The sequence below is a fragment of the Halobacillus sp. ABA4_118 genome, from assembly GCF_056160205.1.
In genome coordinates this window covers 2,384,262-2,409,557 of the sequence record NZ_JBSWWS010000001.1, presented here as the reverse complement: position 1 = coordinate 2,409,557, position 25,296 = coordinate 2,384,262, and the positions used below count along the sequence as shown (strand labels likewise).

Here is a 25,296-nt window from a genome sequence, read left to right as displayed (position 1 = left end):
GCTCCTTCGACAGGGCGGACTTTTGATTCATTCTTTCCACAGAAAGATTAAGCGCTCTCATTTGTGGAATGAGACATACAGAAAAGAAATTCCTACCAAGGAGGAAAAATAATGGCTCAGTTTGATACAGAAGTTTCTCAAGTCACGATGCCGAGAATCGGGGACCGTGCTCCTTATTTTGAAGCACCCACCAACCACGGAAATATCAGTTTGAAGGATTACAAAGGAAAATGGCTCGTGCTGTTTTCCCACCCTTCCGATTTCACGCCGGTCTGTACGACAGAGTTTGTCGGCTTTCAAGAGATTTATCCTGAACTGCATCAGCTTAACACCGAGCTGCTTGGCTTAAGCGTCGATTCTGTAAACTCCCACATCGCCTGGATCCGCAGCATCGAAGAAAATTTCAACACGTCCATCGAGTTCCCTGTCATTGCCGATCTGGATAAGGAAGTCTCAATGAAGTACGGCATGATTATGCCTGGGGAGAGTCAGGTAGAGACGAGCCGGGCTGTCTTTGTTATTGATGACCAGCAGAAGATCCGCTCGATCATCTATTATCCACTTACGACAGGACGGAATATGCAGGAAATTCTACGCCTTGTTAAAGCTCTGAAGACGACCGATGAATACGGCGTTTCTACGCCCGCGAACTGGCAGGAAGGAGACAAGGCCGTCGTTTCTCCACCAAAATCCCAGGAGGAAGCCGCCAAACGTTCTGAACAGGAGGATATTGATTATATCGATTGGTACATTTCCAAAAAAGACATTACGTAAGAAAAAAGCTGCCCACGCCGGGCAGCTTTTTTCTTGAGAGCGTCCTTGTTCATGCCGGACGGGGACAATCCATATACATAGAATAAAGATATATCGGTAAGGGGGAATTGTATTGGACGTACAAGTAAGAAAAGGGGATTCGCTCTGGTACTATGCCGGACTTTTCAATATTCCTCTCCCACTGCTCATGGATTCCAATCCCGGGCTCACGCCTGAAGCTCTTCAAATTGGTCAGACCATTAAAATCCCCGGCTGGCGTACTACTGCGTATACCATTGCGCAGGGGGACACGTTATGGAAGCTGGCCGGTGAAAATCGTCTCTCATTAGATGCGCTGTTTCTATTAAACCCGGACGCCGATCCCGACGCGCTTCCGCTCGGCGGATTCCTTCTCCTCCCGGAACGTGTATCGACCCGGATTGTTAACGGAAACCGCCCCTACACGTCTGCTGTATTATCAGAGGACCTTCGTGCCCTGTTTGACCTTTATCCGTTCATCCGGCGGTCCAGCATCGGACAGTCGGTCATGGGAAAAGAGCTTCAGGAACTGCGGATCGGCCGAGGGAACGAGTACGTACACTGGAATGGATCCTTTCATGCCAATGAGTGGATTACAACCGGAGTCATCATGCAGTTTCTGAATGATTATTTACTTGCACTAACCAACAAAGAATCGATCCGCGGCATGGATGTCCAGCCATTGTACAACCGGATTACCTTGTCGATTGTACCGATGGTGGACCCGGATGGCGTAGATCTTGTCCTGAACGGTCCGCCTGAAGGTGAGGTCGGAGAAGCCGCGCTTGCTATTAATGAAGGAAGCCGGGACTTTTCCGGATGGAAAGCGAATATCCGCGGTGTGGATCTCAATAATCAATTCCCTGCCAAATGGGAAGTCGAAGCAGAGCGTAAACCTGAAGAACCTGCGTTCAGGGATTTTCCCGGCTATGAACCTTTGAGTGAACCGGAAGCTGTGGCAATGGCGGAGCTTGCCAGGCAGAGAAAGTTTTCGAAGATGCTCGCTTTTCATACGCAGGGAGAGGTCATTTACTGGGGATATGAAGGGCTTGAACCTCCCCGGGCCATGACCATAGTAAAAGAATTCAGCCGGGTGAGCGGCTATGAACCGATTCGTTTCGTGGACAGTTATGCCGGCTACAAAGACTGGTTCATTCAGGATTTCCGCCAGCCGGGGTTTACTGTGGAACTCGGACAGGGAGTCAACCCGCTTCCACTTGAACAGTTTGATGAAATCTACCAGGAATCCATCGGCATTTTCCTGGCCAGCCTCTACATGTAAAAAATCCCGTGCGGGGAGAGCCCCCCCGCACGGGATTTATTCATCATCAAGGTCGTTTCGGTTCATATGTCCGTTATGATCTTTAATGACCCCAACGGCTCGTTCATACTCTTCCTCCTTCACGGAAAAATGGAGCACATGGGTCAAATGCCGCTTATCGGATAGGGCTTCCTCACGGTCGTGCTTTGGAGTGATGATCTCTGTAAAATTGAATGTCCCGCCGCCTGTATTGGCAGAGCCTGCTACAGGGACAACCGGGGTCAGGTCCACATCCCCCGGAATGGCCTCCACCATTTCCTGCTGGACGGATAACGACTGCAGATCGGCTTTAGCGCTTTCGGCATCATTTTCTGTCTGGAAATAAGCTTGAACGGTTTTAGACATCGTTTTCTTCCTCTCTTAATATAGTTGGTATGGATATAGTATCCTTAAGCAAACCCTTTCAAACCTCCATACAAAAAGAGCACCTCTTATTCGTAGAGGTGCTCTTCTTGTATAAAAACACAATGTTTATCCGTTGTCTCCTCGGCAAAACGACCTTGTGGTGTTTCGACTGTCCGTTTTCTCGAGGAGTGGAGCAGCCGGAAATCCTTCCGTAATCAATGAGACTTTTCCATCCAGAATTATGTTTTGTAAGTGGAACGGTCTCCATTACAAAAATAAGAAACCAGTCTTTTTGATTATGTTTTGGCGAGGTCACGAGGAGCGTTTGGTGGTGACGCCTGCGGGAACAGCGCGAGCCGAAGATCCACTTGGGCAGGTGCTCTTCCTGCCCAAGTTAGCTGAGGTCGTGCCCGCGGCAAGCATCCACCGATAAGCGGAACGTGACCGTAAACGCTTCATGGGAAAAGCACAGAAGTCGACAAATACTCTCTCTTAAGCTTGAGCACCTCTTATTCGTAGAGGTGCTCTTTTGCCGTTTTAATTTGAACATGAACCTGTTCAAAGCCGGTGCCGCCTTCACTGTTCCTTGCAGCGACCACGTGTTCCGGAGCGAGCTTGTCATAAATATCCGCTTCGAACAACTCGGAAAACTGCTGGTATTCCTCTATGGAAAGATCCAGAAGATAGCGTCCTTCCTGAATGGCGTACAACACGATCTTTCCGATCACTTCATGAGCCTGACGGAACGGCATGCCTTTGACAGCCAGATAATCGGCAATGTCAGTGGCATTGGAGTAATCCTCTTTCACTGCTTTTTTCATTTCCCCTGCCTTCACTTTCATTGAATCCAGCATAGGAGCAAGCAGCGCCAGTGCCCCTTCCAAAGTATCGATCGTGTCGAACATGCCCTCCTTATCCTCCTGCATATCTTTGTTATAGGCGAGCGGCAGCCCTTTCAAAAGGGTCAGCAGCCCCATCAGGTTTCCATAAATACGTCCCGTTTTTCCACGGAGAAGCTCGGGCACGTCCGGGTTTTTCTTCTGAGGCATAATGCTTGAACCGGTACAGAATTCATCATCAAGCTCAACAAAGTTGAACTCTTCGCTGCTCCATAAAATCAATTCCTCAGAAAGGCGGGAAATGTGCGTAATCATAATTGATGAAATCGACAGAAATTCGAGAATAAAGTCACGATCGCTCACCGCATCCAGAGAGTTTGGATATACCTTTTCAAACCCGAGGAGATCCGCACTCATCTGCCGGTCGATCGGGTAAGGCGTTCCGGCAAGTGCTGCAGCCCCAAGCGGAGACCAATTGATCCGCTTCAAGCTGTCCTGCAGCCGGTCTTTGTCACGTTCAAACATCCAAAAGTAGGCGAGCACATGGTGGGCAAACGAAATGGGCTGCGCCCGCTGCAGATGGGTATACCCTGGAAGAATCGTTTCCACGTTTCCCTCGGCCTGCTTCAGCAGCGCTGTCTGGACATTTTCCACAAGCTCAATGATGGCCTCCGTTTTCTCACGGAGGTACAGGTGCATATCCGTGGCGACCTGATCATTCCGACTTCTTCCGGTGTGGAGCTTGCCCCCGACAGGACCGATTTCTTCTATTAATAGCTTTTCGATGTTCATATGAATGTCTTCATCCGCTACGGAATATTCCACATCCTCGTTTTCGATTTTCCCCTGGATCGTGTGAAGCCCGCGGATGATCTGGTTTTTCTCTTCATTGGAAATGATGTCACAGTGGGCGAGCATCTCCACGTGAGCGAGGCTTCCTTTGATATCCTGTAGGGCCAGCTTTTGATCAAAGCCGATCGAAGAGGTATACTCTTCGACCAGCTGATTGGTTGGTTTTGTAAAGCGTCCGCCCCACAGTTTACTCATTGACCTTCACCGCTGCCTGATCGATCAGCTTCTTTTTATGCACATCCGCGTGGACTTTTGTCGGCAGTCCCCACAGCTTGATGAAACCGACGGCTGCGTTGTGATCAAAAGCATCTTCCTTGGAATACGTGGACAACTCTTCATTGTAAAGGCTGACCGGTGACTTCTTGCCGATGACAATCGCATGGCCTTTAAACAATTTCACTTTCACCGTTCCTGTGACAACCTGCTGGGTTGTTTCCACAAAGGCGGACAAGGCCGGCTGAAGCGGAGAATACCAGAGACCATCATAAATCATTTTGGACAGCTGCTGATCCACATTCGTTTTATACTGGGATACTTCACGGGTCAGGGTAAGGAATTCCAGTTCTTTATGGGCATTGATCAAAATCATGGCTGCCGGGTTTTCATACACTTCTCTTGATTTGATCCCGACTAAGCGGTTTTCGGTATGATCGATTCTTCCAACCCCATGCAGACCTCCGAGCTCATTCAGCTTTTCAATCAATGGCACAATGTCCATCGCTTCCCCGTTCAAAGCGACCGGCTTACCTTCTTTGAAATCGATATCAAGGATTTCCGGTGTATCCGGTGTTTTTTCAAGCGGGTTGGTCCAGGCGTAAGCCGCTTCCGGTGCTTCCTGCCATGGATCCTCCAGGACGCCGGCTTCGCAGGCACGGCCCCAGATGTTGGCATCGATGGAAAACGGATTTTCCAGATTCACAGGAATCGGAATCCCTTTTTCCTCTGCGTAAACGATCTGCTCATCACGAGTCATTCCCCACTCTCTGACAGGAGCAATGACTTCAAGCTCCGGATTCAGCGCCTGGATGGAAACTTCAAAACGAACCTGGTCGTTCCCTTTTCCTGTACAGCCGTGAGCGACTGCCACTGCTCCTTCCTGTTCTGCAACCTCTACAAGAAGTTTGGAAATAAGTGGACGGGACAAGGCAGAAGATAACGGATATTTACCTTCATACAAGGCGTTGGCTTTCAAGGCAGGCATCAAATATTCCTCAGCAAGGATTTCTTTGGCATTGACCATGATGGCCTTGATTGCTCCGACATCCAGCGCTTTCTGACGGATGGCCTCAAGGTCCTTCCCTTCTCCAACATCAAGCCCGAGTGCAATCACATCATAGCCGTACTTCTCCTGGATCCATTTCACAGAAATCGAAGTATCCAATCCACCAGAATATGCTAATACAACCTTTGGTTTTGTCATTATAACGTCCTCCTTCATATTTTTGTCCATTAAAAAAACCCGTCTCCTACTAATCGTAAGAGACGGATTTTATCGTTCACATCCGCGGTGCCACTCTCATTGTCTATGAAACATAGACCAGCTCAATACTGATAACGGGGGATCCCGGTTCCGGCTACTCGCGTTCACCAAACTTCTCGGAAGTGCGTTTCCCTATGAATGGCCATCAGGCTTCCACCAACCCCGACTCGCTGTAAGACCAGCATCCATACGTACTTTCTTCGTCTTCGAATGTATTTTTATTATTTATTGTTTATAATTATACAAAATATACAGAGGAAGTCAACAAGCAAATCTGAAAAACTTTACTTTTATTCTTTGAAAACGGCCCGCCTTCTGGTGGACCGTTTTCAAATCGACATGAGGATTAAAATAGATAGACAGCCGCCATACCGATTACACCCGCCATGACTACATAGAGGAGCATCGGAATCATCGTCAAACGGATGATTGTTCCTTCTTCACCGACGAGGTTTACGACAGAGGCAGCGGCCACAACATTGAGGATGCACACCATGTTACCCGCATTGGAACCGAGCACTTGCAGAGCCGTTACCTGCTGCGGAGCGACCTGGATCTGATCCGCTACGCTGAATTGGAATAAAGAAAACATCATATTGCTGAATGTCGCACTGCCGGATATGAAAGAACCGAGCGCACCGATTACAGGAGCGGCCAGCGGCCAGGCTTCTCCAACAGAAGCAGAAAAAATCTCGGCAAGCTCCATCGGCATACTGGCAAGGCCTGCGTCGTTCACGCCGGAATTGATGAAGATCCGCACCATCGGAACCGCTGTGCCCAGGGCTACAGCACTCCCCACCATGGTATGCGCGGACGTTTTCAATGTTTCCAGCACTTCTTTCCTTCTCATCCTGTGATAAAAAATAGTGAACAAGACAGCAACGGCAAAAATCGTTCCAGGAAGATAGAAGGGCTGAAAAGAAGTTGTGATGCCTGTTCCTAAAATATCGTTCCATGTTACAGACACAGAGGTCAGCCAGCTTTTCAGAGGAAGAACATTCACCCGGGTCAGAACGAGCAGGACAGCAACAACGATATAAGGAACCCACGCTTTGTATAAAGGCATGGTGACAGCGTTGGCGCTGATTTCCTCCACCGCTTCATCTTCCTCCCTTTTTCCGAAATCCCAGGGTTCATCCGGAAGAAGGAACCCTTTTTTAGCTGCCGGAACGACGAGTGCCAAGCCGACAAGGCCGCCGATGATGGACGGAAATTCCGGTCCAAGCAGATGAACGACAAGTAAAGCGGGAAGCGTAAAGCTTACCCCGGCAAAAAGGGCAAATTTCCAGATTTCAAGACCTTCTCTTAAGGAGCGGTTTTCACCAAAGAGCTTCGTAAGAATCAATACGAGCACAAGGGGGATAAAGCTGCCGATAAACAAGTCCATCAGAACGGCAGATTGAGCGACCTCATATACAAATTGTGTTAATGTCTGACTGCCAAGGGCCTGCCGGACGGGTTCGGCCACCGCTTCCCCCTGTCTCAATCCCTGGTCCACTCCTACAATCAACGGTGTCCCCACAGCTCCAAAGGATACTGCACTGCTGTCCGCGATCAAAGCAAGAGAGACGGAAGCGAGCGCCGGAAATCCGAGTGTCAGGAGTAAAGGCGCAGCAATCGCGGCAGGCGTTCCAAATCCGGCCGCCCCTTCAATGAAGGACCCGAACAGCCAGGCGATGATAATCAGCTGAACCCTGCGGTCACTCGTAATCCCGGAAAAACCGGTACGAATCACTCCGAGTGCGCCACTGTTTTTCAAAGTATTCAAAAGAAGCACCGCGCCAAATACAATCCATAATATAGACACGGCAATCATGATGCCTTCAAGGGAGGCCGAAGCCGCCCTGATCAAAGGCACCTTCCAAATGAAGACGGCGGATAAAGCAACGACAAGGAGACTGACCGGCATGGCACGTACCGCCGGAAAACGGCATAAGACCAATAGAATAAAGACGGCAGCCACCGGCATCAGTGCCGTGATTAATTGAAGAAATGTCATCCTACCCACACCCTTACCTCTTGATACTTTCATTATATCGGAAAAGAATGGAAAAGAGAGTGACCACTTTGTGAAATATTTCACAATATCTCATTAGGAATCTCAGAAATTTCTGTTTCCCTTCGTAGAGATGTGATACAATGGCAGATAGTTTCATAAAATCTGCTGAATAAGCAGGAGAGGTTCTAGCGACACCCTCTATAAAAAACTAAGGATGGAACTGTACCTTGCCTTAGGTGCGGTTTTTTTATGGTTTTGGGTGTGTAGAATTCTCTTTTTCATGATTGAAAGGAGAATTTTTTTATGGAAAAAAACAAGAAAGCCGTCGTCGTGTTCAGCGGCGGACAAGACAGCACGACCTGCCTTTTCTGGGCTTTAGAACAGTTTGATCACGTGGAAGTGGTCACTTTTGACTATAATCAGCGTCATAAACAGGAAATCGGAGTGGCAGAGGAGATCGCCGGAGACCTGGGTGTCCGTCAGCACGTCCTCGACATGTCGCTGTTGAATCAGCTTGCCCCAAACGCGCTGACCCGGGACGATATCGACGTTAAAGACGGAGAAGACGGAGAGCTTCCTTCCACATTCGTCCCTGGAAGAAACCTTCTATTCCTATCTTTCGCTACGATTCTCGCCCGTCAGATTGGTGCCAAGCACATTATTACTGGTGTATGTGAAACGGACTTCAGCGGGTATCCCGACTGCCGCGATGTGTTCGTTAAATCACTGAACGTTTCCCTCAACCTGTCGATGGACGATGAATTCGTCATCCATACCCCGCTCATGTGGCTGGATAAAGCGCAGACGTGGAAAATGGCCGATGACCTGGCCGCCTTTTCCTACGTACGCGAAAAAACCCTCACCTGCTATAACGGTGTACGCGGAGACGGTTGTGGAGAATGTCCCGCCTGCGACCTGCGCAGACAGGGTTTGGAAAACTATTTATCTGAGCGGAAGGAGGCGTAACGATGTACGGATTTACGATCGTGGAAAACCTGCAGAAAATCGATGAAGATATTAAGCGTCATGAGTTGAAATACCACCAGAAACGGGTGATGGTGAGCAAGGAATTCACCTTTGACGCCGCCCACCACCTCCACTGTTATGAAGGCAAGTGCAAAAACCTGCATGGACATACGTACAAAGTTATCTTCGGCATCAGTGGCTATACCGATGAGATCGGCCTTGTGATCGACTTCGGTGATATCAAGAAAATCTGGAAGGACGATATTGAAGTCCACCTCGATCACAGGTACTTGAACGATACGCTTCCGCAGATGAATACAACGGCAGAGAACATGGTCGTCTGGATTTATGAACAAATGCAGGAGTCGCTTCGTTCCTACCCCAATGATTACCGCGTTGAATTTGTAAAGCTGTATGAAACACCGACAAGCTACGCGGAAGCCCGACGGGAGTGGATGAACGATGCATAAGTTCCCTGTACTCGAAATATTCGGACCGACCATACAAGGCGAAGGAATGGTCGTCGGCCGGAAAACGATGTTCGTCCGGACAGCCGGCTGTGATTACAGCTGCGCCTGGTGCGACTCCGCCTTCACGTGGGATGGCAGTGCCAAAGAGGATATCGAACGCCTGACAGCCGATAACATCATCGACCGACTGGTAGAAGAAGGCGGCGACCGATTCGATCACGTCACCATCTCCGGTGGAAACCCCGCCCTTTTGAAAAACCTGCATGAGCTTATTCAGCCGCTGCATGAACGCGGCATTGAAGTGGCCCTAGAAACGCAGGGAAGCCGGTGGCAGGACTGGTTTGTGGACATTGATGATTTAACGATTTCACCAAAACCGCCGAGCTCGCTGATGACGACAAACTGGGACGTGCTCGATGACATCATCCAGAGGCTTCAGGAGCAGGGGCGCTCCTCGCATGTTAGTCTGAAGGTCGTTATTTTTAACGATGAGGATCTGACGTATGCGGAAACCGTGCATCAGCGTTACCCGGACGTTCCTTTCTTTTTACAAGTCGGCAATGATGACCTTGTAGAAGAGAAACCAGGCAGCCTTGCCTCTCACCTGCTTGACCAGTATGAATGGCTGATTGACAAGGTGACGGCCTCGAAAAACTTGAATCATGTACGCGTGCTGCCACAGGTGCACGCCCTCGTCTGGGGAAACAAACGTGGTGTATAAAACAAGCGTCCGCTAACGAAGAAGGCCACTGAAAAACTGAGGATTTGTGAAAGGTATGGATGATTGACGATCTAACATGGAATCCCTCACTTTCATGTATTCTTTTCATCGTATAAGAAAAAAGAGTGATTTTCTTTGATTTATAAATTAAAGAAAATCACTCTTTTTAGGTGGGACACCGTTGATTCCACGATGAGCGTTCGATGGTGACGCCTGCGGAAACAGCGCGAGCCGAAGATCCACTTGGTCCAATGATCTTCTTGACCAAGTCAGCTGAGGCCGTGCCCGCGGCAAACATCCATCGACAAGCGATTCGTGAGAAACAATAACCACCTTTACCCCCTTCTCTTGATAGGAAGGAGTTTTTCAGTAGTCTCCTGACGAAGCGGAAGCTTTTTTCGTGTTCCCAGCACCGGATATCGGTCAATCAGATCGATATATCGGTCGTTTCTTGAATAGATCGATCCATATTGGTGAGATATCAACATTTTTCCGGATACATCAGCCAAATCTGCATGATATCGATTAACCGGCCTCTTTCACCCGTACCGCCCGCTTTTCGAAAAATTTCCCGGCAAACGAAGCGAGCACCTGCTGAAACAGCATTCCGACGATGACCGGCACAGCGGCCGCTGCGGGAAAATAGGTAATCGCGATAACGGCTCCTCCACTTATGTTGCGCATACCGCTGTTGAACGTGAGCGATAGGATACTCACGTTCTCAAGCTTCGCAAGCTTTGCTGACCAGAAGCCGAGCGTGTAAGCCAGGACAGCCAGAAGGAACACCGTCAGCGCTGTCGCTGCCAGCTTCCCGTTCATTTCCTTCAAGTAAGGAGCGACCGCTGAACTGTTGATCATCACGACAGAAGCAATGCCAAGTTTGGTTGTGGGAGCCAGGCTCCTCTCCAAACGCTCCGTCCATTCCCTTTTTCCCCACTGGTTCACACACATCCCGAGGAGCGATGGAATCACAATCATCCAGAGCAGACCCATCATAATCGACAGCGCATCCATTTCCACCGCATTTCCGACGAGGAGCTTCATAACGACCGGAACGATAAACGGAGCAAGCATCGTGTCCACCAGAATAATTGACAGCGTCAGCACGACGTTTCCTTTATAGATCGATACCCAGATCAGCGACGTTATCCCGGTTGGAATGACAAAGGATAAAACAAGCCCGATGGTTGTGTTCACATCCCCGCTGAAAAATAGCGCTCCTGTTCCAAGGGCGATGACCGGCATGAGTATATGTAAAACGAGAAGACAGATGATTAACCCGAACGGATGACGCAGCACGTTTTTCAAATCAGTAAAATTGGAACCAAGGCTGCCGGCAAAGGTCATAACAGCAAAGATCCATGGTACAAGAAAAACAAGCGGTTCAAGCCACCTGGCGAAGATCACACCGAAAACGACAGCTGCAGGTGTGATGTAGGGCATCAGCTTCTGCAGCAGCCGGTTCAACCTTTGAATCATCCCGCTCTCCTCCCCTTATCTATCTATATATGAATCCCATTCTACGCCTCCCACTAAAAAAAGGAAACCCAGAGAATGAGACCCGGGTTTCCTCTCTATTACGCTGTGCGCGATTCTTCCTTCAGCGCTTGGCGTTTCTGTTTTTCATCACGCTTCGTCAAGATTGAAACGACGAGGGCAATCACAAACAAACCGGCAAAATAGATCAAGCTGTTCTCATAACTGCCTGTCGTATCCTTCATCCATGCTGCAAACACAGGACCGGCAAGTCCCGCAGCTGCCCATGCGGTCAAAATGTACCCGTGAATGGCACCAAGCTCCTTCGTTCCGAACAAGTCGCCGATAAAGGCCGGCATCGCTGCAAATCCTCCACCGTAGCAAGTGTAAATGACCGAAAACGCCACGACGAACACCCATGTAATGGATGTATAAGGCACAATCAGGAAAAGACCAATCTGCAGAACGAAAAATGCTAAATACGTATTTCCACGGCCGATATAGTCCGACGCACTAGCCCAGCCAATCCGGCCGAGACCGTTAAAGATCCCCATCACGCCCACAAGTGTCGCCGCTGTCCCAGCTGCTACACCGACACTTTCCTCAAGCAGCGGTTTAGCGGCGGAGATGACGGCGATCCCGCACGTCACATTGATGAAGAGCATTACCCATAAGTAATAAAAACGCTTCGTCTTGACCGCTTCCTTCGCCCGCATATTAGCGAGGTCCTGTTTATCCGAAGACTCCTGTTCCTTCGGGTCGTAGCCCTCCGGAACCCAGTCCTCCGGCGGACGGGACAGATACAGGGAAGAACCAATCATAACGACAAAATAAGAGATACCGAGAATGTAGAAGGTTGCGGCAATGCCTGTTTGATTGATAAAAAAGTTCATCAGCGGACTGGCAATCGCAGCGGCGAAGCCAAAGCCCATAATCGCCATGCCGGTCGCCAGTCCACGACGGTCCGGGAACCATTTAACAAGCGTGGATACCGGTGCGATATAGCCCACTCCAAGACCGATCCCACCAAGAACCCCATAAAAAAAGTACAGCAGCCAGAGCGATCCGGCCTGTACCGCAATCCCTGATCCTGCGACACCGATACCGAAGAATACAGCCGCTGTTATCCCCGCCACCCGCGGACCGTATTTTTCTACAAACCAGCCAAGAAAAGCAGCAGATAAACCTAGAAATAAAATTGCGACACTGAACGTAAACTGCACCTGGCTGGCCGACCAGCCGAATTCCTCACTCAACGGCCCCGTAAAGTTACTCCACGCATACACCGATCCGATGGAAATATGGATGCCGACGGCACATAAAGCGATGAGCCATCTGTTTTTCACTTTCCTTTTCCCCATGCTGTCACCCCAATTTGTTAGATTAAAGGTCTTTTTCCCAAATTCTACATATTCAAACAAAAAACCCCTCTTACTTTGAGTAAGAAGGGTTTTAATCGTACCTTATAAGTGGAGCATAGCGGGCTCGAACCGCTGACCTCTACACTGCCAGTGTAGCGCTCTCCCAGCTGAGCTAATGCCCCGTATTTATTGAAGACAAGTATGATAATAGCATGTCCGTATTTCTTTATCAATACTTTTTGACAAAAAAATTCAAAAAAGACCTTCTGATTAAGATCAGAAGGTCTTTCCGTTCGCATATGGCCTATAGTTGGTTTGAGGAGCGTTCGGTGGTGACGCCTGCGGGAACAGCGCGAGCCGAAGATCCACTTGGGCAGGTGATCTTCCTGCCCAAGTTAGCTGAGGCCGTGCCCGCGGCAGGCATCCACCGATAAGCGGAACGTGACCACGTGACCTACGAAAAGCTGTACTTTTTTCTACAGCAAGAAGACCTTCTGATTACAATCAGAAGGTCTTCTTGAATTAGGATGCACGCACGTCTGCGGCAGCCTCTCCTTTATTAGACGTTACAAGGGTAACGATAATGAGGACGAGAACGGCTACAGGGACCGCGATGACGACACTATTGACGTCAAACGGCTTCTGCAGGACGATCTCCCATACAAGTGTTGTGACAACACCAGCAACCATGGAAGATACACCACCTGCTGCGTTTACGCGTTTCCAGAAGAAAACGGCGAGAACGGCTGGCGTCAATCCGGCACCGTAGACGGTATAAGCGTACATCTGCACACTCAGCACGGTTGGGAAATAGCTGATAATGATAAAAGCAAACAATCCAAGGGCTACGATAAAGATCCGCGTCATCGTGAGCAGCTTCTTATCGGAAGCGTCTTTATTCACATACTTGCCGTACAAGTCGTAGGTTAAGTTGGTCGCTGCCGACAAAAGATACGAATTTCCGGTCGTAATGATAAAGGACGCGGCAGCTGCCAGAAGAACGCCACCGATGGCCATAGGCATAGCTACGGTTGTAGCCATAAGGGCCATTCCGGGATCAATGTCCGGGAATAAGGAACGGGAGGCAAAGGCGATGATAGAAATAGATGGTGAAATGATCAGCATCGCAATCAACCAGCCGATTTGAGCTCGTTTGGCTGACTTGTCCCCTTTGGATGAGGCCAGTCGCTGGTACATGTTCTGGTCACCAAGCAGAAGGAACAAGGAAGGCAGCAGATAACCGATCATCTGTACGGTTGTCAGTCCGCCTGTAGAGGTCATATGACTTTCCGGCACATTGGCGACGATCTCACTCCATCCGCCTGCGACCATGATAATCGTAGGAACTGTGACGATTAAACCACCTACCATCAAAAAGCCGCTGATGGCGTCTGTCTGGGAAACCGAACGAAGTCCGCCGATCATCGCAAGGAAAATGATCATTCCTGCACCGATGATTGTTCCTGCCTGAACGGTCATCCCTGTCGTCAAATTCAAGATAAAGCCGAAGCCTTTCATCTGATAGGATACAATCCCTACATAGGCCAGGATGATAATAACACTCGCAAGGTTTCGGGACGTTCGTCCATATTTCGCTTCCAAAATTCCTGAGACGGTAAATTTCCCGTAGGCCCGGATTTTAGGAGCGACGACATAAAGAATAATAATTCCGACCAACGTTGGGAGCATCATCATCAAGGAAGGCAGAATACCGTAAGAGAACGCCATCGACGTCTCCCCTCCGGAAATACTTCCACTTCCTGTCCACGTAGCAAGCAGGGTCCCCATAAGCACAAAAGGTCCGAGACTTTTACCGGCAAGGACAAAGTCCTCACTTCCAGATACTTTCTTCGACATGACTACACCGATGCCGATCATTACAATCCCGTAGATAGCAATAAACCATAGTAAAGTTGGATCTTGTTGCAATTCCATACTGACTGAATCATCTCCTGATGTTTTTTTACTGCTGGATTTCCTAGAGCACATGAATATCTATCCACCGGCCGGTGACTGCCCGTCTAACACAACACTTTATAACCTAACACAGTTTCAGCATTTGTGAAAACGCATTACACCTTGGGAAAAAAGCGTTAGTTCCAGGCGTTTTGGGGCTTGTTTCATCTTTCACAATCTTCGATAAGCAGGTTAAGGGCACCATCTCAAAAAGTTGTCTTTTTGTTATGAAAGTTCAGTTAAAAAAGGAAAAGAGCGACAGAATTTTGTAGTAAAATTAGTTCTATAGTCCTAAAAAAAGAAGACCGGTATGAATGGGCATACCGGTCTTCTTCTTTATTATAATAAAGCTTTCATCCGTTGTTCGATGACATTTTTAAGAAGCTGCATACCATCATTTGTACCGATGGATTCGGGATGGAACTGCACGCCTTCCACAGGATATTCCAGATGGCGTATCCCCATGATTTCTCCTTCAACGGTGGTGGAGCTGATTTCGAAACAATCAGGAAGGGAATCCAGTTCGACAATCAGGGAGTGATAACGCATCGCTTCCATTGGATTATTCAAGCCCTCATAAATACCGCGGCCATCATGAAAGACGCGGGAGGACTTGCCGTGCATCAGGCGTTCCGCCCGGATGACGTTGCCACCAAATACCTGGGCAATCGACTGATGGCCCAGGCAGACGCCGAAAATCGGTGTCTTCGTTTTAAAATGATCGATGACTTCAAGCGTGACCCCCGTCTCATCCGGAGAGCACGGTCCGGGTGACAGGAATATCAGCTCCGGATCCAGCTGTTCAATTTCTTCAACTGATGCTTCGTCGTTTCTGCGGACGACGACCTCTTTACCTAGCTCGCCCAGGTACTGGACGAGGTTATACGTGAATGAATCATAGTGGTCAATCATATAAATCACTCTGCTCATCTCCTCTCTGCTCGATCTGCACCTCAATCTTTGACGAGTTCCTGAATGCCTTTCGTAAAGCTGTCCAGTGCCTCTTCTTTCTGCCCCTTTTCTATGGCTTCAAGCTCTGTTTCGATAAGCCGGATGATCTTACTGCCGATAATGACACCGTCGGCATGTTCACGAACAAGCTTCACATCCTCATTCGTAGAAATTCCAAATCCGACTGCCACAGGGACCTGGCTGTGCTCCTTCACTTTTTTAATGAAGGTTAACGCTTCTGCGGACATTCCGCTGCTTCCGCCGGTCACACCAAGGGAGGATACACAATACAGGAACCCGCGGGCATGTTCTGCGATCTGCTGGATACGTGTATCTGAATTCGGCGCGACGAGGGAAATGAATTCGACATCCTTCTCAACAGCCATGCTCCGCACTTCTTCACTCTCTTCAAAAGGAAGGTCTGGAATCAAAACGCCTTCCACGCCGTTTTCTTCAAGCAGGTTGAAGAAGTCCTGATGGCCGATCTGCAGCACAGGGTTGTAGTACGTGAAGATCACAACAGGAATCTCCACTCCGTGCCTGCGGAGTTCCGGAACAAGCTGGATCGCTTTTCTCAGAGACATGCCGGCGTTCAACGCCCGTTTGGCCGCGCGCTGGATCGTCGGTCCATCAGCAAGCGGGTCGGAGTAGGGAACACCGAGTTCCAGAACGTCCGCTCCCTGCTCCTGCAGCCTCAGCGCAAATTCAATTGTATATTCCGGAGAAGGATCTCCTGCTACGACGAACGGGATGAACAGATTCTCGGTTTTGTTAAGCTTCCCTTGAAACGATGTTTTCGTCAGCATGTTAAACCTCCTCCTGGAAATGTTCCATCAGTGTTGCCATATCCTTATCCCCGCGTCCGGACAGGTTGATGAGAATCGTCTCATCCGCTTCCATGCTTCCGGCTTCCTTGAAAGCCTGAGCAAGAGCGTGGGCACTTTCAATGGCCGGGATAATGCCTTCTGTCTGCGTAAGAAGCTTCAGCGCGTCCAGGGCCTCCTGATCCGTCACAGCTTCATAGCGGACCTGCTTTGTCTGGAAAAGGTGTGCATGTTCAGGGCCGATGCCCGGATAATCAAGGCCTGCCGAGATGGAATACGGCTCGGTAATCTGTCCGTTATCATCCTGCATCAAGTATGTCAGCGATCCGTGAATGACACCCGGCGTTCCTTTAGAAAGCGTGGCGGCATGTTCCGGTGTATCAATGCCTTTTCCTGCTGCCTCCACCCCCACAAGGGCACTGTCGTCCTGTAGGAATGGGTAGAACATGCCCATTGCATTACTTCCACCGCCGACACAGGCATATATGCGGTCCGGAAGAGTTTCTTCAACCTCAAGGAACTGACGTCTTGATTCGTCTCCGATGATGCGTTGGAAATCGCGGACCATCCGAGGGTACGGGTGCGGCCCGACGACAGAACCGATCAGGTAGAAGTGATCTTCACAATTCGCGACCCAGTAGCGGATCGCTTCGTTCGTTGCATCCTTCAATGTGCCGTTCCCACTGGAAACAGATACGACTTCAGCACCGAGCAGCTTCATACGGAAAACGTTCAGCTCCTGCCTGCGGATATCCTCCTCCCCCATAAATACGATACATTCCAGACCGAATTTGGCAGCGACCGTGGCAGAAGCGACACCGTGCTGACCGGCTCCGGTTTCAGCGATGATCTTTTCCTTGCCCATCCGCTTAGCCAGAAGAGCCTGTCCAATCGCATTGTTCAGTTTATGGGCGCCGGTATGGTTCAAATCCTCACGCTTCAAATAGATTTTCGCTCCGCCGAGGTGCTCGGAGATTTTATCGGCATACGTCAGGGAAGTCGGACGCCCTGCGTATTCTTTGAGCACATGATGGTATTCATTTTGGAATTCAGGATCCGCCATAGCTTCATCCAGAGCTTCTTCAAGCTCCTGAAGCGGGCCCATCAACGTTTCCGGTACGTATTTGCCCCCGAAGTCACCGAATCGGCCTTTAATATCAGGAAATGCTTGCAACATTTGCTTCCACCTCTTTCATAATCGCTTGTATTTTACCAATGTCTTTTTTATTTTCTCGTTCAATCCCGCTGGAAATATCGATACCCTCCGGCTGGCAACTCAACAGTTCACCAACGTTTTCAGGCTTGATTCCACCAGCGATCAGGCAGGGCACTCCTTGATCAAAAGCGGCATCCCTGTAGGCAGGGACCGCTTCCCAGTCAAACCGGACCCCTGTACCTCCGGATGCCCCCTCGACTTTGCTGTCCACGATAAAACCGTCCGCGACGCCTTTAAATACGTCCATCTGGTCGAGACCACCATCCTGATGATGAACAACCTTCCAGACCGGAAGACCAAAAGCTTCTTTGATCTGCAGCAGCTGGGAAACGGTCTCGTTCCCGTGCAGCTGAATGACATCCAGCGGCACGAAATGGAGAATTTCCTCCAGTTCATCTATTGTAGGGTCAATGAACACCCCGACAAGCTTCTGTCGCGGACGGATTTTCTTAATCCAGCGACCTACACGCTCAGGGCGCACATAGCGCTTCGTCCGCTTCACAAAAATGAAGCCGAGATGAGAGGCTTTGGAGGAGGCCGTTTTCGCTGTGTCAGAAAGCGACTGGTTGCCGCACAATTTCACTATAGGCTCCCTCACTGGACCTCCACTCCTTCAAGCAGGGTACGTACGGCTTTTTTGATATCATCCTGCCTCATCAGCGATTCTCCAACAAGAACCCCCTTCGCCCCATACCTGGCGGCTTGTTGAACATCTTCATTTGTGAAAATGCCGCTTTCCGAAACGAGCAGCGATTCCTCCGGTGCAAGAGCCGCCATCCGTTCGGTCTGCTTCAAGGATGTCTCGAACGTATGCAGGTTGCGGTTGTTGATGCCCAGGATTTTCGGTGTGAACTGGTTCAGCACTTTTTCAAGGGTCTCTTCACTGTGCACTTCCACAAGCACTTCCATTCCCAGCTCATAGGCCTGGTTGTAAAGCTCGTGAAGCTTCTCCGCTTCCAGCGCCTCACCGATCAGAAGAATCGCATCGGCACCGATATACGCACTTTCAACGACCTGGGCGGAATCGATGATAAAATCTTTTCTCATGACAGGAATGTCCACGACCTGCTTGATCTGTGTCAAATAATCGCGATGCCCCTGGAAAAAGTGCTGATCGGTCAAAACAGATATGGCATGGGCGCCTGCTTCGGCGTAATCATGCGCAATGCGGACAGGGTTGAAGTCTTCACGGATGATACCCTTGGAAGGGGAAGCCTTCTTCACTTCGGCGATCAGTCCGGATGGATCTGCCCCGTTCAACGCTTCATATAAGGAATGCCTCGGGAAGGACTGTTCCTCAGGCAGGTACATTTTTTCAATTTCCTGATGTTTCACAGCTAAGATGGTTTCAAGCATACTGGCGATTCTCCCTTTCTGACGCGATAGATTCATAGTACTCTTTGGTCATGCCGGATTGAATGGCCTCGCGGACCTGCATGACACCGTCTTCCAGCGTTTCTGCTCTACCAGCCACATACAGCCCGGCTGCTGCATTCAAGGTAACGATCGATGCCGCTGTTTCCCCTGCCCGGTTATAAAGGACGGCTTTAATGATGGCGGCACTTTCCTCAGTTTCTGTTATTTGAATGTCTTCAATGTTTCCTCTGGCCATCCCGAAGTCTTCCGGTTTGACTGTAAAGCGGCGGATGTTCCCGTCCTTCATTTCCACAAGATCGGTTTCCCCGGTAATCGTAATTTCGTCCAGACCGTCACGGCCGGTGGCGAGCAGGACGTGTTCGGAACCCAGCTTATAAAGGGTTTCAGCCATTTTCTCGGCATAAGCTGTGTCATAAATTCCGATCAGCTGACGTCTTGCATTGGCCGGATTGGACATCGGTCCAAGCAGATTGAACACCGTACGGAACCCAAGCTCCTGACGTGCTGGACCGGCATGCTTCATAGCCTGATGATAAAGAGGAGCAAACATGAAGGTCATTCCCTTTTCCTCCAAGGCTTTCGCTCCCTGCTCCGGTGTCGTATCAATTGGAACACCGAGAGATTCCAGAACATCGGCGCTTCCGCTTTTCGAGGAAACTTTCCGATTGCCATGCTTGGCGACCTTCACGCCCATACTGGCTAGAACGAGTGATACCGCCGTCGAAATATTGAAAGTGGATGCACCATCGCCGCCGGTCCCGCACGTATCTACGAGGGAAGCATCGTCCACATCCATCCTTGTCATGTTCTCACGCATGGCGCGGACGAAACCGGTCATCTCCTCAACGGTTTCCCCACGGTAGCTCATGACGCTCAGCATACTCATCAACTGACCGGTGGTGGCTCCTCCATTCATGATCGTGTTCATCGTTTCAAAGGCTTCCTGCTCGCTCATGGACTCTCCGGCTACAACCCGGCTCAACGTTTGTTTCATCTCGTCTCCACTCCTTCTCGGCTCGAAAATACCTGCTCTGCTAACTCGATCGTTCTCTTCAAGGCGCTGGCTTTGTTCAGTGTTTCCTGATATTCAGCTTCAGGATCGGAATCGGCAACCACACCGGCTCCGGCCTGAATATATAAATTTTTATTCGTTAAAGTCATTGTACGGATGGTAATGCAGGAATCGATATTCCCATCAAACCCAAGGTAAAGGATGCCGCCGCCGTAAAGATTACGCGGTGTAGGCTCCAGTTCACGAAGGATCTGCATGGCCCTGACCTTCGGTGCTCCGGATAACGTTCCGGCCGGGAAGGAGGAAATAAGGGCATCGATCGGTGAAACCCCTTCCTTCAACTGCCCCGTCACCTTACTGATGATATGCATCACCTTCGAGAAACGCCCGATCGTCATATACTCACGAACGTCCACACTTCCGAATTCAGCGACACGGCCGATATCGTTTCTGGCAAGATCGACGAGCATTCTGTGCTCGGCCAGTTCTTTTTCATCTGCAAGGAGTTCCTCTGCCAGCTGGTCATCTTCTTCTTGAGTCTGCCCGCGCTTCCTTGTTCCGGCAATGGGATGGATTTCAAGCTGCCCGTTCTGTACTTCAAGCAGCCGCTCCGGCGAACTTCCGATCACTTCGACATCCTCCATATTCAAGTAGAACATATAAGGAGATGGATTCACTTTCCGCAGCACCCGGTAAAGCTCGAAGCCTGTACGGTCTGTAATGGTGTGGAAGCGCTGGGATAAAACAGCCTGGAAAACATCGCCGGCCCGGATGTACTCTTTGATCGTTTCCACATCCTGCCTGAATTTTTCCGGCTCATAGTTGCTGGAAAGAACGAGTTCCTGCTCTTCTCCCGATTCCTCCCCAAGCATCAAATCTTCCAAATCGCTGCCTTTTCTCAAACGGCTTGTAATCTCTTTGATGCGTGCCTTCGTCGTATCATAAACTTCACGGGAAGTCTCTGGCTCGTCGACTCTTCCGAAAGAAAGAATCGTCGTTTCTTTCGTTTTATGATGGTAGGCAATCAAGGTCTGGCAGAACAGCAGGTGGTAGCGGGCAAGATTCAGGTCATCCTGTTCCGCCGGTTCCACCGGTTCGAAATCTGAAATGGCATCGTAGCTGATGTAACCGACCCCGCCTCCTTTAAATGGAAGATCGATTTCCGGCTGCTTCACCTCCAGATCGCGCACCACTTTTTCATAAGCGGCCTTGAAGGTCTCTTCGTATGCTGTTGTCTGCAACCGGTAATCTTCAATAAGAAACCGGCCGCTTTTCTCTTTCACCTGGACCATGGGATCGAGTCCAATGAATGAAAAATTCGACCACGGGGATTCCGGGTCCTGGCTTTCAAGCATAAAGACAGCTTCATCTTTCAATGCATGAAACATATGAATGGGTGTAATCGTATCTGTAAAAAAGGATTGACTGATGGGAATGGTGCGGTACGCTTCCGCATCGGTTTGAAATGTTTCGTAAGTGGTCATTCGCTCACCTCTCCATAAAGGGTTTATGGAGAACGAGACGTTGAGGAATGAAAAAATGAGTGGATGAAATAAAGGGGTTCGGCCAGGCAACCAACCAGCTCCGTACGTCCAGCGGTTCCTCGCTCTTACTCGGCTCTGCTCTGCTCATCCTATTCCTCAACTCAACTCATTCTCTTCTCAACTAACTTTGTATTCATTTATAAAATACTTTCTCACAGTCTATAAAATTCAGATAATAAAGTCAACCGGAGAATTTCCAGCAACTCTATTTCCACCTTAACAAACCGCTGCGGTTCTTCAAAGCTATCTGTTTATAATATAAGAAACGCTGAACGGCTCCAGGAAAAGCACACCACAAAAAAACCGGGATTTCTTTTGAACGCATCCGCAGCCAGTGACGTCTTATATACAGGCGGGAAGAGAGGAATGATTATGGAAGCCAACGATTTGACACGTGCCAGGAATGGAGACGAAGAAAGTCTTGCCCGGCTCCTGAAAGAACACTACTCCTTTGTGATGAAATATGTATGGAAAATGTGCGGCGATGAACAGCTGGCCTATGACGTCACCCAGGACACGCTCATGAAAGCCATCCAGAAGATTGACCAGTACCGGGGAACGTCCAAATTCTCCACGTGGCTGATCCGCATCGCTACCCATACGTATATCGATACACGACGAAAACAACAGAGAAACGAAAAACTGGAGCAGCAGGAAAAGGAACGACTAAAACTGCAGACCCCGCAGCAGCTTCCAGAAGAATGGTTGGACGTTCAGGAGGCTCTCTGGAACCTTGATGAAAAATACCGGATCTCCGTCCTCTTGAAACATTACTATGGGTTTGAATACAAGGAAATCGCTGACATGACGAAATCCAGAACCGGAACGGTGAAATCACGGGTGCATTATGGTATGGAGAAGCTGCGAAAGGAGTTGAATGAACATGGATGACAAGAAGAACCTTTCTCTTGAGGAAAAGCTGAAGCAGGGGTTCCAGCAGATGGATCAGCAGCTGGACACAGACGAACCCCCCCTCCTGTATTTCGAAACGCTTGTGAGAGAGGAAAGGAAAGCATGGCATGAGAGGCTGTGGAAGGAATTGATGCTGTTATGGACGGCCGCTCTTTTGATGATCACTGGGCTCGCACTCAGTTTTTATTTCGTACCGGCCCTGTTCATCATCATTCAAGGAACAGCCGCTGCCGTGCTGCTTGGGTATGTTTGGAAGGAGAAAAGAGAAATGGTGATGATCGATAAATGAAGCATTATGGACCTGAAGAAATCCCTGTCTGGGGGTGGGGAATCATTGCCGCCATCCTGATCACCCAGAGCACCCTGTTGTTCATCCAGGCAAAAAAACGCGGACGGACCCCCTGGCTGTGGGGCCTTGTCGGACTGATTCAATTCCCTTTCCCAACCATCGTATTCATCATCCTGTGCAAAACAATCTGGAAGGATCCAACAGAATGAAGATGATCCTCATTGCGGCAGGTACAGCCGCACAACTGGCAGCTTACGCTCTTATCCTGTTTGTGTCCATCTGGACGGGAATCGCTCTTCTACTCATCTCTTATGCAGCTTTCACACTCGTAATCATAAAGCTGTGGAAGGAAGCCAAGGAAGAAAAAAAGGAGGAACACTGGAATGATTATCGTGACTACTGAATTTGTTCCTGGATATGACGTTCAGGAAGTGAAAGGATTTGTGCGTGGCAGTACAGTCCAGTCGAAAAACGTGGGAAAAGATATTCTGGCGGGATTAAAGAATCTTGTCGGGGGAGAAATTAAAGATTATACAAGTATGATGGACAGCGCCCGTCAGCAGGCCATCGGACGATTGATTCAACATGCAGAGGAGAAAGGGGCTGATGCTGTCATTGCCGTCCGCCTGGAAACGTCCTCTATTACGAGTGCCGCTTCTGAAATCATCGCCTACGGAACAGCGGTCACCCTTGCAGAAAGGAGTCCACAATGACAGCGGGGGTTCTCCACATGCTCACGGACAACCTCCCTGTTCTCCTCCCGCTGATGGCTGTCCAGTTGATTTTAATGGTAACCGCGCTCATCAGCCTGGCAGGAACAAAAGAAACACGCGGCCCGAAGTGGATGTGGGTGCTGCTGATTATTTTTGTCAATACGCTCGGGCCTGTCGCCTACTTTATTTTCGGAAGGAGTGAGGAAGGATGATGCAGGTGAACAACCTCACGAAATCGTTCGGCCGGCACCCTGTTGTGGACGACGTAACCTTTCAGTTGGAAAAAGGCAGATGCATGGCTCTTCTCGGTCCGAACGGCGCAGGGAAAACGACCACCCTGCGTCTCATAGCCGGACTGCTCATTCCTGATTCCGGAACGATACACCTTGAAGGAATATCCGGGGATATCCGCGCTCACATCGGCTACCTGCCTCAGCATCCTCAATTTCATGGATGGATGACAGGACGGGAATTCCTGTTATATGCCGCTCGTCTTGCCGGCCTCTCCAAGCAGGAGGCAGGGCAACAGGCGGATAAGACACTGGACCGGGTGGGGATGAAAGAGTTTCAGAACAAAAGAATCGCCCGGTACTCCGGAGGGATGAAGCAGCGCCTCGGCATCGCACAGGCGGTCATACACACCCCCGGCGTTCTCCTGCTTGATGAACCGGTATCTGCTTTGGATCCAATCGGGCGCCGGGAAGTTCTGGAACTGATGGAAGAGCTGAAACAGGAAACCCTCCTGCTCTACTCCACCCATATCCTGAACGACGCTGAAGAAGTGAGTGATGAAATTCTACTGATGCATCAAGGAAAGATGATTGAATCTGGGTCGATTGATGATGTGAAATCCCGCCATCCTATGGAAAAACTAACCCTCCAGTTTTCGATGGACACCGAAAATTGGAAGGATTATGTGAGCACATGGCCCGAGGTCAATCGTGTGGAATGGCATAAACAGACCCTTCACCTCTATGTGTCGGACAGTGGGATGGTCAGGAAGAAAGTCCTGGAGGAAGCCTCACGAAACGAATGGCCGCTTGTCCACTTCGAAGTCGGACGGCCGACATTGGAAGATTTATTTATTAAGGCGGTGAAAAATCATGCAGTGGATCACCATCTATAAGAAGGAATGGCTTGAAATGATTAGGAATTACAAATGGATTTGGGTGCCTCTTGTCTTTATTCTCTTCTGTATCCTTGACCCCTTGTCCACCTATTATCTTCCGGTGATTATTGAAGCTGCCGGAGGTCTTCCGGAAGGGGCGGTCTTTGACCTGCCCACCCCTCCCCCTTCCGAGGTGTTCATGATGAGCATTTCCCAGCTGAACACGCTGGGTATCCTCGTCCTTGCACTCATCACGATGGGCACAATCTCCGGAGAGAAAAAATCAGGGGTGGCGGAGCTGATCCTCGTGAAACCGGTCTCTTACTTTTCTTACCTGACGGCGAAGTGGGCGGCTGCTTCCACACTGTTGATCCTCTCTGCTGCCATCGGCCTGACAGCGAGCTGGTATTACGTCCAGCTCCTTTTTGGAGATGTGTCCTTTACGGCCGCAGCCGGAGTGATCTTTTTCTACAGCTTGTGGATTTTATTTCTTACGAGCATCAGTCTTTTTATGAATGCCTGGTCACGTATCCCCGGCCTCGTCCTGTTTTTCACACTGGCAGCCCTCATGACCATGAGCCTGGTCACCAGTCTGTTTTCCAAGTACCTCGCCTGGAGTCCCGCACGGCTGTCCTCCTACCTTCGTTCTCTTCTCATTACGGGAGAAGTGCCTGCGGATTTATGGTACACCAGTCTCGTCACAGCCGCGCTTACCATCCTTCTCCTTTATGCAGGAACGAAACGTTTGAAGAAAAGCACCAGACTCTCCTGA

Annotated in this window: 27 protein-coding genes, 1 tRNA gene, 1 riboswitch and 1 other annotated feature; of the genes, 13 read left to right on the top strand and 15 right to left on the bottom strand. The window is 49.7% G+C overall.

Annotation, left to right across the window (positions count from 1 at the left end):
* The first annotated feature begins 111 nt into the window (after positions 1–111).
* Together ACXAGL_RS11960 and ACXAGL_RS11955 are read left to right on the top strand one after the other, a co-directional pair.
* Positions 112–774, top strand: a complete 663-nt coding sequence (locus ACXAGL_RS11960) for a peroxiredoxin (protein WP_474967655.1) — start codon at positions 112–114, stop codon at positions 772–774.
* Between the two features lie 112 nt (positions 775–886).
* Positions 887–2,074, top strand: coding sequence for a M14 family metallopeptidase (locus ACXAGL_RS11955; protein WP_474991262.1), 1,188 nt, complete (start codon positions 887–889; stop codon positions 2,072–2,074).
* Positions 2,075–2,110: 36 nt separating this feature from the next.
* On the opposite strand, the gene ACXAGL_RS11950 is transcribed toward ACXAGL_RS11955, so the two are convergent.
* The 4 genes from ACXAGL_RS11950 to ACXAGL_RS11935 all read right to left on the bottom strand — a co-directional run bounded on the left by ACXAGL_RS11950 (position 2,111) and on the right by ACXAGL_RS11935 (position 7,628).
* Positions 2,111–2,458 (bottom strand): hypothetical protein, encoded by a 348-nt coding sequence (locus tag ACXAGL_RS11950; protein ID WP_474991261.1) that lies wholly within the window; start codon positions 2,456–2,458, stop codon positions 2,111–2,113.
* Between the two features lie 509 nt (positions 2,459–2,967).
* On the bottom strand, positions 2,968–4,344 hold the full coding sequence (argH, locus tag ACXAGL_RS11945) for an argininosuccinate lyase (RefSeq protein ID WP_474991260.1): 1,377 nt from the start codon (positions 4,342–4,344) through the stop codon (positions 2,968–2,970).
* Complete coding sequence (locus ACXAGL_RS11940; protein ID WP_474967651.1) at positions 4,337–5,569, bottom strand: argininosuccinate synthase; 1,233 nt, start codon at positions 5,567–5,569, stop codon at positions 4,337–4,339. Before ACXAGL_RS11940 ends, argH begins: the two co-directional genes overlap by 8 nt.
* Before the next feature lie 55 nt (positions 5,570–5,624).
* Positions 5,625–5,845 (bottom strand) — a binding site (T-box leader).
* A 130-nt stretch (positions 5,846–5,975) separates the two neighbouring features.
* Complete coding sequence (locus ACXAGL_RS11935) at positions 5,976–7,628, bottom strand: L-lactate permease (RefSeq protein ID WP_474992371.1); 1,653 nt, start codon at positions 7,626–7,628, stop codon at positions 5,976–5,978.
* Positions 7,629–7,801: 173 nt separating this feature from the next.
* Positions 7,802–7,846: riboswitch (PreQ1 riboswitch) on the top strand.
* An 85-nt stretch (positions 7,847–7,931) separates the two neighbouring features.
* Between ACXAGL_RS11935 and queC the strand changes: the two genes are divergently transcribed.
* The 3 genes from queC to queE are packed head-to-tail and all read left to right on the top strand — an operon-like array spanning position 7,932 to position 9,785.
* Positions 7,932–8,594: a 7-cyano-7-deazaguanine synthase QueC gene (gene queC / locus ACXAGL_RS11930; RefSeq protein ID WP_474991259.1), complete on the top strand. Its 663-nt coding sequence runs from the start codon at positions 7,932–7,934 to the stop codon at positions 8,592–8,594.
* 2 nt (positions 8,595–8,596) lie between these two features.
* A complete protein-coding gene (gene queD, locus ACXAGL_RS11925; RefSeq protein WP_474991258.1) occupies positions 8,597–9,064 on the top strand; it encodes a 6-carboxytetrahydropterin synthase QueD in 468 nt (155 codons plus the stop codon).
* Positions 9,057–9,785 carry a 7-carboxy-7-deazaguanine synthase QueE gene (gene queE, locus ACXAGL_RS11920; protein WP_474967648.1) on the top strand — a complete coding sequence of 243 codons (729 nt, stop codon included), beginning with the start codon at positions 9,057–9,059 and terminating at the stop codon, positions 9,783–9,785. Before queD ends, queE begins: the two co-directional genes overlap by 8 nt.
* Positions 9,786–10,310: 525 nt before the next feature.
* Here the strand turns inward: queE and ACXAGL_RS11915 are convergent.
* From ACXAGL_RS11915 to trpE, 11 genes are all read right to left on the bottom strand, one after another.
* Positions 10,311–11,264 (bottom strand): bile acid:sodium symporter family protein, encoded by a 954-nt coding sequence (locus ACXAGL_RS11915; RefSeq protein ID WP_474991257.1) that lies wholly within the window; start codon positions 11,262–11,264, stop codon positions 10,311–10,313.
* A 98-nt stretch (positions 11,265–11,362) separates the two neighbouring features.
* A complete protein-coding gene (locus ACXAGL_RS11910; protein ID WP_474991256.1) occupies positions 11,363–12,607 on the bottom strand; it encodes an L-lactate MFS transporter in 1,245 nt (414 codons plus the stop codon).
* Positions 12,608–12,731: 124 nt separating this feature from the next.
* Positions 12,732–12,804: transfer RNA gene (locus ACXAGL_RS11905), tRNA-Ala, on the bottom strand.
* Between the two features lie 340 nt (positions 12,805–13,144).
* Entirely contained in the window at positions 13,145–14,557 is a 1,413-nt protein-coding gene (locus tag ACXAGL_RS11900) for a sodium:solute symporter family protein (protein WP_474971937.1), read from the bottom strand.
* Between the two features lie 360 nt (positions 14,558–14,917).
* Positions 14,918–15,499: an anthranilate synthase component II gene (locus ACXAGL_RS11895; protein WP_474967644.1), complete on the bottom strand. Its 582-nt coding sequence runs from the start codon at positions 15,497–15,499 to the stop codon at positions 14,918–14,920.
* Between the two features lie 32 nt (positions 15,500–15,531).
* Positions 15,532–16,335: a tryptophan synthase subunit alpha gene (trpA, locus tag ACXAGL_RS11890; protein WP_474991255.1), complete on the bottom strand. Its 804-nt coding sequence runs from the start codon at positions 16,333–16,335 to the stop codon at positions 15,532–15,534.
* Position 16,336: 1 nt separating this feature from the next.
* Positions 16,337–17,530 (bottom strand): tryptophan synthase subunit beta, encoded by a 1,194-nt coding sequence (trpB, locus tag ACXAGL_RS11885; protein WP_474991254.1) that lies wholly within the window; start codon positions 17,528–17,530, stop codon positions 16,337–16,339.
* Complete coding sequence (locus tag ACXAGL_RS11880; RefSeq protein ID WP_474971940.1) at positions 17,511–18,167, bottom strand: phosphoribosylanthranilate isomerase; 657 nt, start codon at positions 18,165–18,167, stop codon at positions 17,511–17,513. The genes trpB and ACXAGL_RS11880 overlap by 20 nt, the downstream gene beginning before the upstream one ends.
* Positions 18,164–18,925 carry an indole-3-glycerol phosphate synthase TrpC gene (trpC, locus tag ACXAGL_RS11875; protein ID WP_474971941.1) on the bottom strand — a complete coding sequence of 254 codons (762 nt, stop codon included), beginning with the start codon at positions 18,923–18,925 and terminating at the stop codon, positions 18,164–18,166. The genes ACXAGL_RS11880 and trpC overlap by 4 nt, the downstream gene beginning before the upstream one ends.
* Positions 18,918–19,940: an anthranilate phosphoribosyltransferase gene (gene trpD / locus ACXAGL_RS11870; RefSeq protein WP_474991253.1), complete on the bottom strand. Its 1,023-nt coding sequence runs from the start codon at positions 19,938–19,940 to the stop codon at positions 18,918–18,920. The genes trpC and trpD overlap by 8 nt, the downstream gene beginning before the upstream one ends.
* A complete protein-coding gene (trpE, locus tag ACXAGL_RS11865) occupies positions 19,937–21,442 on the bottom strand; it encodes an anthranilate synthase component I (RefSeq protein WP_474971942.1) in 1,506 nt (501 codons plus the stop codon). Before trpE ends, trpD begins: the two co-directional genes overlap by 4 nt.
* Before the next feature lie 432 nt (positions 21,443–21,874).
* Here trpE and sigY point away from each other — a divergent pair, with 432 nt between their 5' ends.
* Genes sigY through ACXAGL_RS11825 form a run of 8 tightly spaced genes read left to right on the top strand, consistent with a single transcriptional unit; the run spans position 21,875 to position 25,296 of the window.
* Positions 21,875–22,393 carry an RNA polymerase sigma factor SigY gene (gene sigY / locus ACXAGL_RS11860; RefSeq protein WP_474991252.1) on the top strand — a complete coding sequence of 173 codons (519 nt, stop codon included), beginning with the start codon at positions 21,875–21,877 and terminating at the stop codon, positions 22,391–22,393.
* Positions 22,386–22,703: a YxlC family protein gene (locus ACXAGL_RS11855; RefSeq protein WP_474991251.1), complete on the top strand. Its 318-nt coding sequence runs from the start codon at positions 22,386–22,388 to the stop codon at positions 22,701–22,703. The genes sigY and ACXAGL_RS11855 overlap by 8 nt, the downstream gene beginning before the upstream one ends.
* Positions 22,700–22,912, top strand: coding sequence for a sigma-Y antisigma factor component (locus tag ACXAGL_RS11850; RefSeq protein ID WP_474967635.1), 213 nt, complete (start codon positions 22,700–22,702; stop codon positions 22,910–22,912). The genes ACXAGL_RS11855 and ACXAGL_RS11850 overlap by 4 nt, the downstream gene beginning before the upstream one ends.
* Positions 22,909–23,106: a hypothetical protein gene (locus ACXAGL_RS11845; protein ID WP_474967634.1), complete on the top strand. Its 198-nt coding sequence runs from the start codon at positions 22,909–22,911 to the stop codon at positions 23,104–23,106. The genes ACXAGL_RS11850 and ACXAGL_RS11845 overlap by 4 nt, the downstream gene beginning before the upstream one ends.
* Positions 23,087–23,416, top strand: coding sequence for a YbjQ family protein (locus ACXAGL_RS11840; RefSeq protein ID WP_474967633.1), 330 nt, complete (start codon positions 23,087–23,089; stop codon positions 23,414–23,416). The genes ACXAGL_RS11845 and ACXAGL_RS11840 overlap by 20 nt, the downstream gene beginning before the upstream one ends.
* A complete protein-coding gene (locus ACXAGL_RS11835) occupies positions 23,413–23,628 on the top strand; it encodes a PLD nuclease N-terminal domain-containing protein (RefSeq protein WP_474967632.1) in 216 nt (71 codons plus the stop codon). The genes ACXAGL_RS11840 and ACXAGL_RS11835 overlap by 4 nt, the downstream gene beginning before the upstream one ends.
* On the top strand, positions 23,625–24,542 hold the full coding sequence (locus ACXAGL_RS11830) for an ABC transporter ATP-binding protein (RefSeq protein WP_474991250.1): 918 nt from the start codon (positions 23,625–23,627) through the stop codon (positions 24,540–24,542). The genes ACXAGL_RS11835 and ACXAGL_RS11830 overlap by 4 nt, the downstream gene beginning before the upstream one ends.
* Entirely contained in the window at positions 24,520–25,296 is a 777-nt protein-coding gene (locus ACXAGL_RS11825; protein WP_474991249.1) for an ABC transporter permease, read from the top strand. The genes ACXAGL_RS11830 and ACXAGL_RS11825 overlap by 23 nt, the downstream gene beginning before the upstream one ends.